Annotated in this window: 10 protein-coding genes; 1 reads left to right on the top strand and 9 read right to left on the bottom strand. The window is 56.9% G+C overall.

The window, feature by feature from the left end; translation table 11 throughout:
- A partial coding sequence (locus tag VAE57_RS11585) for a DUF3006 domain-containing protein (protein ID WP_322822037.1) occupies positions 1-260 on the bottom strand: 260 nt, incomplete at its 3' end.
- 20 nt (positions 261-280) lie between these two features.
- The gene (locus VAE57_RS11580; RefSeq protein WP_416208448.1) at positions 281-1,600 is read right to left on the bottom strand and encodes an MBL fold metallo-hydrolase; all 1,320 of its coding nucleotides are present in this window, start codon (positions 1,598-1,600) and stop codon (positions 281-283) included.
- Between the two features lie 563 nt (positions 1,601-2,163).
- Here VAE57_RS11580 and VAE57_RS11575 point away from each other — a divergent pair.
- The gene (locus VAE57_RS11575; RefSeq protein ID WP_322822035.1) at positions 2,164-3,150 is read left to right on the top strand and encodes a zinc-dependent alcohol dehydrogenase family protein; all 987 of its coding nucleotides are present in this window, start codon (positions 2,164-2,166) and stop codon (positions 3,148-3,150) included.
- Positions 3,151-3,682: 532 nt separating this feature from the next.
- Here VAE57_RS11575 and VAE57_RS11570 read toward each other — a convergent pair.
- The 7 genes from VAE57_RS11570 to VAE57_RS11540 form a co-directional block, all read right to left on the bottom strand.
- Positions 3,683-3,877, bottom strand: coding sequence for a hypothetical protein (locus VAE57_RS11570; protein WP_322822034.1), 195 nt, complete (start codon positions 3,875-3,877; stop codon positions 3,683-3,685).
- Between the two features lie 374 nt (positions 3,878-4,251).
- Positions 4,252-4,386, bottom strand: coding sequence for a hypothetical protein (locus VAE57_RS11565; RefSeq protein ID WP_322822033.1), 135 nt, complete (start codon positions 4,384-4,386; stop codon positions 4,252-4,254).
- Between the two features lie 82 nt (positions 4,387-4,468).
- Positions 4,469-5,923, bottom strand: a complete 1,455-nt coding sequence (locus tag VAE57_RS11560) for a rhamnulokinase family protein (RefSeq protein ID WP_322822032.1) — start codon at positions 5,921-5,923, stop codon at positions 4,469-4,471.
- 12 nt (positions 5,924-5,935) lie between these two features.
- Positions 5,936-8,128: a bifunctional rhamnulose-1-phosphate aldolase/short-chain dehydrogenase gene (locus tag VAE57_RS11555; protein ID WP_322822031.1), complete on the bottom strand. Its 2,193-nt coding sequence runs from the start codon at positions 8,126-8,128 to the stop codon at positions 5,936-5,938.
- 45 nt (positions 8,129-8,173) lie between these two features.
- Positions 8,174-9,457 (bottom strand): L-rhamnose isomerase, encoded by a 1,284-nt coding sequence (locus VAE57_RS11550; RefSeq protein ID WP_322822030.1) that lies wholly within the window; start codon positions 9,455-9,457, stop codon positions 8,174-8,176.
- 206 nt (positions 9,458-9,663) lie between these two features.
- Positions 9,664-9,987 carry an L-rhamnose mutarotase gene (locus VAE57_RS11545; RefSeq protein WP_322822029.1) on the bottom strand — a complete coding sequence of 108 codons (324 nt, stop codon included), beginning with the start codon at positions 9,985-9,987 and terminating at the stop codon, positions 9,664-9,666.
- Between the two features lie 126 nt (positions 9,988-10,113).
- The coding region (locus VAE57_RS11540) for a substrate-binding domain-containing protein (protein WP_416208447.1) at positions 10,114-10,520 on the bottom strand (407 nt) is incomplete at its 5' end.

Below are 10,520 nucleotides of genomic sequence, written 5' to 3'. Positions count from 1 at the left end.
TTCAGATGATCGCCCCGACGCAACCGGGCTAATTTGGCCTGGATGCGCCGACGAGCAGCAGTGGTTGCTTCCGGGTCGAGTTCAATTGCGGTTATCTGATCCGCTAGCCATTGAATGCGCAGCCAGTCGCCTTCACGGGCATTGGCCGGGAGCATAGTACGCATCACATCGTGCGGTCGCTGGGTTTGACCGATCAGGATCACCGCGTATTCACCTTCAAAGCGATCAATCACGCCCTGTTCATACCGAACCTCTTCCATACCGCAATTCCTTTCACGTTTCAAGGGAGGCTTTCACAGGCAATTCCATCGTCATCACCGTCTAACCGGTGCGGATCGCGGGCCGGGCCGCCGTTGGCCAGGAAGAATGCCTGCGCTTCGGCCTGAGTCGCAAAATCGCTGCAATTACGATCACCCTGGGTCGTGTGGTCGGATGAGGGCGCAGTGCCGGGCGTTTCTGGGGCAGCAATCGGTGGACGATCATACCTGGTTTGAATCTGGTAGTCAACGCCGTCGGTGATGATAACAATAGTGCCGTGTTCATCCGTGCCGTACACCGCGGCCCCTACCCGCTGCAGGGCTTGAATGGTTTCGCGGTGTGGATGACCGTAATTGTTGTCGCGTCCAGCCGAGTAGACGGCAATCCTCGGCTGGACTGCCGCCAGAAACCCGGCTGTTGAAGAGGTGCGTGATCCGTGATGAGCGACCTTCAGAATAGTGGCGTTGAGACGCTCACGCACTGTTGATAGCATGTCCAGCTCGGCAGCTTCTTCCACATCGCCGGTGAAGAGAAACGAGACACTCCCGTAAGCCAGGCGCAGCACGACCGAGGTGTTGTTGAGATCGTTGGCATCGGGATTGCTGTGCAGCACCTCGAAGCGTAACCGACCCAGCGGAATGGTGTCACCTCGTTGCACTTCATAATACGGAACCCTTGCTGCATCAATCGCATCGAGGAGCTGTTCGTAGGTGCCGGTGGTATGGGTTGCACCGGAAGTCCAGAACCCTTTGACCGGTAACGCTCTTAGCACGTCAACCAGCCCGCCAATGTGGTCAGCGTGCGGATGCGAGGCTACCATCACGTCAATCTGGCTGACCCCCTGCTCACGGAGATAGGTAAGCGTCAGACCATTGTCGTATCCACCATCGATTAGCGCCGTTTTCCCCTCTGGCGTGCGGATCAAAATGCTGTCACCCTGACCGACATCAATCACATGCACTTCCAGAGGTTGCTCCCCGGCGATAATGGGTTCCGCGACGGTTGCGGTCTGCACAGCCGATGGAGTCTGCGTGGCTGTTGGGGTTGGTGGTCGTGTGGTTGGAATGTTATTCCCTGTCGTGCCGACAGATTGTTGCCGCTCTTGATCGGCCATACCAGATGGTACGGTCCGCTCTGGCAAGAGAGCGTTGAGAGCGCTGCAGATCAGGATGAAACCGATCAGACCAATCACCAGGCTACCACAACTCAACCGGAAACGCGATCTGGCAGGAGGGTGCCGTGGTGTGACTGGACGACGAAGGTCTTTGCCGCACATGCTACAGAATCTGGCCGATGATCGTAGCATTGCACCGCAGAAAGGGCACGTAGTCTGGCGGGGCATAGATATCTCCCTTTCACTGGCGAACATTCTGACGTAGCGCAGGTTTTAGTCTTGACTGTGCAGGTTGCATATACCGGATCACTCGGTCACAGCGAGATGCGCATGAGGGCCACGTGCGGTCGAGAGCGATCAGTAGGTTAGCATGTGCCATATGCGACCGGGTAGGGTAGAACGTATATCATAAACCTGTGCTGTCGTGCTACCAGCCTATCACTCAGGTTCATGCGCGCTTGTCAATCACCAACGGCAGTATATCCTGCTCCCAGGCTGCCGGTATGGAAGCGAGCAGGCCTGACAACCATATCTATATCTATCGCTATCACTCGCGGAATTGGTTGCCTTGCCCGCTCGTCATGCGCGTGCGCAGCGTTTGGCGGGCGGCAGCCACGCTGAAGCATTAATAGAATCATCACATCCGCACTCTAAACGACGCGATCCGTACAGCACTGTAAGGCGAAATGGCGTGCATGCTGCACGGATGAACGCGATGACTTTAGTTATACTGCAATCAGGTATGACCGATCAACATCCCGGTTAGCTCAATTCTCTTCTGGAGGCATGCCATGCGCGCAATGGTTTTCACCACACCTGGTCAACCGCTCGAATACCGTGATCTTCCTGTGCCAATACCACAGCCCGAAGAGGTCTTGATTCGGGTTGAGGCGTGTGCTGTCTGTCGTACCGATCTCCATATTATCGATGGGGAATTACCAGCACCAAACCTTCCACTTATTCCAGGTCATCAAATTGTCGGTACTATCGAGCGTCTCGGCGAGCGGGTTACGCGCTGGACGGTTGGGCAACGGGTTGGTGTACCCTGGCTGGGTTGGACGTGTGGCGAGTGCCGTTTTTGCCGTGATGGGCGCGAAAATCTTTGCGATCAGGCGCAGTTTACCGGCTATACCCGACCTGGCGGCTTTGCCGAATATACCGTTGCCGATCAACGTTTCTGTTTTGCTCTACCCAATGACTACGACGCAACCGCAGTCGCCCCACTGCTTTGCGCCGGTCTGATCGGGTTTCGTGCGCTCCGCCTGGCCGGTACTGGTGAGCGACTGGGTATCTACGGCTTCGGCGCCGCAGCACACCTGATGACGCAGGTTGCACGCTGGCAGGGTCGCGAAGTCTTCGCCTTCACCCGTCCCGGTGATACTGAAGGGCAACGTTTTGCCCGTGAGTTAGGCGCAGTCTGGGCCGGCAGTTCAACCGAGCTACCGCCGGTGCCGCTCGATGCCGCAATCATCTTTGCTCCGGTAGGCGATCTCGTTCCGTATGCGTTACGTGCCGTCGAGAAAGGGGGCGTTGTAGTCTGTGGTGGCATTCATATGAGCCAGATTCCTGCCTTCGCCTACGAATTGCTGTGGGGCGAGCGTGTGTTGCGCTCGGTCGCCAATCTAACCCGTGAGGATGGCGAGACATTCTTGCAGCTCGCGCCACAAATCCCGGTTCGGACAACCGTACAGATCTTTCCACTCACCGAACTGAATACGGCCCTGAACGCACTCCGCCAGGGGAAGTTACAGGGTGCCGCCGTGATCCAGGTTTCGTAGGGGTGAAGTGAGCAGGTGTATGGTTGCGCAGAATCTATCGTCACAGACGACAGGGGAGCGCATTGGCTGAGAACTCTGCCGGGTATGCCATATCTACATCGGTTCACGAGCAATCATCACTTGTGATTGCACCATCACGCCGGTGACAATCTGATCGTGGATACAGAAGCGCATAGGTGAGGATGTACGAGCGCGGGTCAGACGTTCGTCTTGCCGGGAACTTCCGGATCATCACTGACAACACAGCAAAGCGTCGTAAAGGAGCGAGGCCAACCAATGAGAATTGATACCCTCGGCGATGATGATCTGCACCGTCCCAACACCTCACTGCCGAAAGGGGTGTGCCGGTCTATCAGTTGCCGGTGGATAGCAGAAGACTGGACACGGGTCGTATGGTTAGGAGTACGAAAGCCATGCTTCCGCACACACCATAGCCCACTATGTGCTCACCAGCGTATCGCGGGCAATATCCCGGTGTAGTGCAAAAGAACACCCCTGTTCCGGGCATGGTCAGGAACAGGGGCCTATCAGATCAGGCATTGCTACGCTGTAGCCATTGCAAGATCCGCTGCCACCCGCGACGCCACCACGACCGCTCACGGTACAACTGTTTTGCCATACGCTCCAGTTGCTCACGTTCGGCATCGCGGTTCGACCGCTTCGCCATACGTAGCAATCGCTCGGCATCACGGATCAACTCACGTTGGTGGATTTCAGCCGCAGCCATTACCAGCCAGTCATCTTCTATGTGGCCCCTCCTCGACTATTGGGCAACGAACTGACGCCATTGTCGTTCGTTGGATGGCAGGCACGTTCGGTACCTCACATCAGAACTAAGCATAGCCAATGAAAGAAGGTTTGTGCAAAAAAGAACAATCACGGCTGGTTATTAGTTGACTACCGGAGTGTCAGTTCAGTTTGCGATCACGTTGCAGGAGGCATGCCGTAATCTAACATCTGGTGCAATAGCGGTCATAACATGCAATGATCACCCTGACACCACACCTGAGCGTTGTGCTGCTATGCGCACGCCTCCGGCGCGACCTGGGTGCGCGAACCTCCGGCGCACTCACCACCTACCCCCGCTCGCAACAGCGAGAGCTATCCGGCCAGCGCTTCCCGCCCCCAGCGGAGGCGGGTGAGGGTGGGGGCGTGTTGCAGCACACCGCACGGTGCTGCCGGATCGGTAGGCGCAGGTGGAGACAGCGGTATGTGTTTCCAGGTGTCGTGGAACATAATGTACACCACTTCCCCGCACCTGTGTTCTTCTTGCGGACGAGGTGTGGGCGCACGGTGGCGTCACCTGCTCCTCATTCGCTCATCGACCACCCGATCCTTGCATCAACACCCCCGGACGATATGTAGTCTGGCTGACCGACGCCGCAGCTACCTGCCGTGCCGTTACCAGATCGGGCAGATACCTCATCGCTATTGCCTGTACCAGAATGTTACCCAGGGCTGTGCCTTCGGTTGGCCCGGCTACCACCGGTCGCTGGCACAGATCAGCCGTTAACTGGCAGAGGAGTGTGTTTTGGCTGCCGCCACCAACAATCCGTACCGTCGTGATCGATTGACCGGTGAGATCGGCCAGCGCATCGATGACCTCTCGGTAGCGTAACGCCAGGCTATCGAGACAGCAGCGGGCGATTTCACCTACCGTCTCCGGCACAGGTTGACCGTTGCGTCGGCAGTAGTCGCGGATACGGGCCGGCATGTCGCCAACGGCCAGGAATTCGGGCGCGTCGGGGTCAATATATGAACGCCCTGCCGGTGCAGCGGCGGCCTGCGCGATGATCTCATCCCAACTCAGGTTCAGACCATCGGCTTGCCAGCAGCGCTGACACTCTTGCAAGAGCCATAGTCCACTGACATTTTTGAGCAGGCGAATCGTTCCGTACACGCCACCCTCGTTCGTCACGTTAAGGTGGCGGGCAGCTTCATTGATCAGTGGTTCGGTGCGCTCCACTCCCACCAGACTCCACGTCCCACTACTGATGTAGGCGCTCTGGGCATTAAGGTGAGGTACAGCAGCAACGGCACTGGCGGTGTCGTGCGTACCAACTGCTACCACCGTAACGCTGTCCGGCAGTCCGAGCGCCTCGCCCAGTTCGGGTACGAGAGGGCCAAGCGGTGTCCCCGGCATAACCAATGGTGGCAACAGGTGAGTCGGAATGCCCAACCGCTTTAGGAGATCGGTGGCCCATACCCGTTGTCGGGCATCGAGGAACATGGTCGTTGACGCATTGGTATACTCGGCTACCCGTTTCCCGGTCAGCCAGTAGTGAAAGAGATCGGGCATGAGCAACATCGTGGTTGCTCGTGGCAGGCGATCACCCTGCCGTTCGGCGTACAACTGGTAGAGGGTGTTGAAAGGGAGCCGTTGCAGCCCGGTACGCTCATACAGTTCGGTCGGCGGGATAATCGCATCAACTTGCTCAGCCATGCCCTCATTGCGCACATCGCGGTAGGCGAAGGGATCACCAATGAGATTACCCGTTTCATCAATCAGGCCGTAATCGACTGCCCAGGTGTCGATCCCAATGCTGATTAACCGACTTGATTGCTCGTGGCGGGCGTAGGTACGTAGTCCTTGCTGTACCTCGCGCCAGAGTCGGTTGACATCCCAAAACAGATGACCGTCACGCTCGATCATCCCATTCGGAAAGCGATGGATCTCCTCCAGGGTGAAGCGTGTGCTGTCCCAACGCCCTAGAATGACGCGCCCGCTCGAAGCACCAATGTCAATCGCAATAAAATGTGCCAGTTCTGTCATGGTGTTGCCCCCTCAACGCAGGAAGGCTTCATGGAGTCCGCCGTCAACCGTAATGATCTGGCCGGTTGTCTGACTCAGCCGCTGGCTCAGGAGCAGGAAAAAGGCTTCGGCCTGGTCGGCTGGTGTGATTGGGCGCTTGAGCAGGGAGCGTTCAGCGTAGAAACGGGCCAGTTTGTCGGTGAGCACGTCGGTTGGTTCATCGGCAGTGAACGGAATCCCGTATTTGGTCAGTGACGCAATCACCCGCTCACGTGGAAACATGCCGCTCCCTTGCACGACAGTGGCCGGGGCTACGCCATTGACCCTTACCAGCGGGGCCAGTTCGATAGCCAGTTCACGGATCAGATGATTGGCTGCGGCTTTGCTGGTATCGTAAGCGAGCGAACCCTTCTTGGCAACCACTGCATTCACCGATGTTGTCAAGACGAGATTGGCTGGTAATCCCTGTTTATGCCAGATACGGGCAGCTTCATCAGCCACCAGGTAGTGACCGGTGACATTGATGGCAAAGGTTAATGACCATTGATCGTCACGAATGCGGCCTTCGGTATCGGGAGCAACGAAGATGCCGGCAGTCACTGCTACGGCGTCGAGACCGCCATAGGCCAGCACGACCTGTTCGAGCATTGTCCGCACACTGGTGCGATCCGTGATGTCGGCGACCAGCCCGATTGCCGGGCCGCAAGCCGAAATATCACTCCCGGCAACCCCAATGCCCATCCCATGTCGATCAATGATCGCCTGTGCCGTTGCCTGCGCCGCTGCCCCATCTTTATCCACACAGACGATATGCGCACCCTCGTTAGCCAGCCGCAACGCTACCTCACGCCCGATGCCACTCCCACCCCCGACGACCGCTATCACCTGACGGGCCAGCTCCTTCTCCGGTGGCATCCGTCGCAGTTTGGCCTCTTCAAGCTGCCAGTACTCGATATCAAAGGCTTCTTGTAGCGGTAGCGCAGTGTATTCGTCAATCGCTTCAGCACCGCGCATCACCTCTATCGCCGCTGTATAAAACTCTGCCGTCACCCGCGACTCGCTCTTGTCTTTGCCCCAGGCGATCATCCCCAGTCCTGGAATGAGAATCACAGTTGGATTCGGATCACGCATCGGTGGTGAGTCGGGGCGGCGGTAGGTTTCGTAGTAGTGGGTGTAATCGGCGCGATAGCGTTCAAGTCCTGCAGCCAGTTTGCGCTGCAAATCATCGAGCGTTTCCGCCTGGGGATGCCAGTCAATGTAAAGCGGCTTGATCTTTGTTCGCAGAAAATGATCAGGACAACTGGTGCCCAATTCGGCCAGGCGGGGTGCATCGACACTATTGACAAAGCGGAGCGTTGTCGCATCGTCCTGAATGGTGGCGATGAAGCGTCGCTGCTGGCTGATCTGCCCACGCAGCCAGGGTAATATGGCCGTCAGAACTGAGCGGCGTTGTTCAAATGGTAGCGCATCATAGCGCGCACCACCAAATGTTGCCTCGCCACGATCATGGGCTTCGATATAGCGTGCTGCACGCTCGATCAGGTCGAGTGTCCGCTCATAGCATTCCTGATCATCATCGGCCCAATTGATCAATCCGTGCCCGCCAAGAATGACCCCCTTCGCCTGCGGATGCTCACGACAAATCTGTTCCAGCTTCAGACCGAGATCAAAACCAGGACGTTGCCACGGCATCCAGATAACCTCATCACCGTAAATCTCACGCGTCAACCGCTCACCGTTGCGTGAAGCAGCGATGGCGATCACCGCATTCGGATGCATGTGATCGACGTGACGGTAGGGAATGAACGCATGAAGGGGTGTATCGATTGACGATGCTCGTGGGTTGAGATTGAAGGTGCAATGCGGGTAGAGATCAACCATCGCATCCTCGATGGCAGTCTTCGGGCCGCGATCTGGATCGCGCAGATACATCGTGCGCAATTCGCGTAATTTGCGTAGTTCGAGTGAAGCAAAGTTGGCACGGGTGCTGGTGCGCAAATCACCACCTGAACCTTTCACCCACAACACCTCGACCGGCGCTGCCGTGAGTGGATCACGCTCGGTGATCTTAGCCGATGTGTTTCCGCCGCCGGTATTCGTAATCCGCTGATCACTCCCTAACAGATTCGAGCGGTATACCAGACGTGCTACCGGATCAAGTGTCGCTGCGTAGGTTGCATCCCACCCATACTTGACGTGACGAAAACGAGTGTTATCTGTGCTCATCAGGAAACTCCCTGTCTGACGAAGAGACCTTGTTTGTCGCAACGACTAGCTGCGCATCGCCAGGACTTCTGCTTCATAATGACGAATCTCGTTGAGAAATGCACTTCCTATCGGAACGTCATGACGGTAACAGTACATGTCCCAGACCGCCTGCCACGGCATCCCCTTGAGTTCTTCGAGGAGGGCAAGACGGGCAGTTGTATCACCCGCCAGTTCCAGCTCGCGGAGCCGTCCCGTAGGTTCAAGCAAGGCGATCAGTAATGCCCGCAGAACATTCCGGGCACCGATGGTCCAGGCCGCTACCCGATTGATACTGGCGTCGAAGAAATCGAGGCCGATATGCGTGCGTGACAGAAACCCACTACGCACCACTTCCTGCATCATCGCCTGGGTTTCGTCTGAAAGTGTGACCACGTGATCACTGTCCCAACGCACACCGCGACTGACGTGTAACAGGAGTTCATCAACAAACAGTAAGACTGCCGAAATCTTATCGGAAATCACTTCGGTCGGATGAAAATGACCACTATCAAGGCAGATCAGCAGTCCCGGATGACTCACTGCATACCCCAGGTAAAACTCGTGTGAGCCAACGACATAGCTCTCGGAGCCGATGCCAAAGAGCTTGGCTTCAACGGCATCGCGGTTATGCGCCGGATCGAGTGGCTCGGCCAGAATGACATCCAGCGATTCGCGCAGGCGCTGCCGTGGCCCTAACCGGTCAACCGGGTTATCCTTCATCCCATCGGGTATCCAGATATTGGTGACGCACGGTGTTCCTAGCTCGCGCCCAAAATGTGCTCCAATTCGCCGGCAGGCGATACAGTGATCGATCCAAAACCGGCGAATCGCCGGATCGGGATGGGCCAGGGTCATTCCATCCGCTGCCAGTGGATGCGAAAAGCAGGTTGGGTTGAAATCGATCCCATGACCGTTTACTTTTGCCCAATCCAGCCAGGTGGCGAAGTGTTCAGGGCGCAGTTCGTCACGACGCACCTTAACCCCACCGGTTTCCGCGTAGATGGCGTGCAGGTTGAGCCGGTGCCGACCGGGTAAGAGGCGATAGACCAGGTCGAGATCACTGCGCAATTCATCGCCGTTGCGAGCTTTACCCGGATAGTTGCCGGTCGCCGCAATCCCACCCTCTAGCGGACCTCCGGGATTTTCAAAGCCGCCTACATCGTCGCCCTGCCAGCAGTGAAGGCTCAGGCTGACAGTGGCCAGGGTTGTCATCGCCGCTTCAGTATCAACACCGAGGGCTGCGTAACGTTCACGAGCTACAGTGTACGCTGCTTCAATCTGCGCCGGCGTCGGAGCAGTAAAGGTCATACGGTTCCTCCTGTGCCGGATAACCGGCCTGTCGTCCGGTATCAATCTCTCGTTATATCCGGGCCGCGCTGGTGACGCTGCCCTCTCTATTGCGGACAGCGATCAGGTGTCGCCCATCATGCAACTCTTCCCATACATAACAGAGTCGTGCGCCCAACGTGACACCTGCTGTCAGCGTATAGCACAGATGGGTTCATCTGCCATTGTCAATCCAGATGAAATACCTCTTCCAGTTGCACCATACTCTGGTCGGCGTAGGCACCGCTAAGATTCTCAAAATAGGGAGCCATCATTGCCTGCCAGTGCGCATTCACCTCTTCTGTAGCCATCCCGGCCAGGGCCTGCTCGAAACTCTCCGGGACTTCAACATAGCCAAACAACAACCCATCATCACGCATGAAGAGGGTGTAGTTGTGCCAGCCATGCCGGCGCAGGGCATCGAGCATCTCTGGCCAGACGTTGGCATGATGGGCCTTGTACTCTTCGATCAGCTCCGGTTTGACTTTGAGGGTGAAACCAACTCGTTTCATGGTTGCCTCTCAAGGGTAACAAGATCATCGGTGAAGATAACAATGGAAACATCTCTATAGTATCACTACGCCTATCTTTACCGTGAGTGACGGCAGGGATTATCTCCCTGCCGTCTGCGTCATCAATTACTCATTCACGTTTTCGGCAGTGTAGACGGTGAACGGCCCCATCAGCACTCGTAGCCCGTTCGGTCGGGTGGGGTCCTTCTCGATGGTGTAGGTGCCCATGCGCCCGGCGTTGAAGCGCTCACCTTCCACCCCCTGCAACTGACCGGTGGCAATGCCGTAGGCCAGATAGTAGGTTAGATAACCCAGGTCTTTGAAGCTCCAGAGGGCAAACTGCGGCGCACACCCGCTGAGGGTGTAGCTGGCCATCTCTGCCGGCAAACCCAGCCCCGACACCTTGACCCGGTCGCACAACCCTTCGTCGGTCATCGCCTTGGCTGCCGCTGCGATGCCAACGGTGGTTGGGGCCATAATCAGTTTCAAATTCGGGTATTTATCGACCAGCGCCAACGCCTGGTTGTAGCTCT

This window comes from Chloroflexus sp. (genome assembly GCF_034434295.1).
Lineage (GTDB): Bacteria > Chloroflexota > Chloroflexia > Chloroflexales > Chloroflexaceae > Chloroflexus.
The sequence above is the reverse complement of the archived record's forward strand: the minus strand, read 5'-3'. Positions and strand labels throughout refer to the sequence as shown.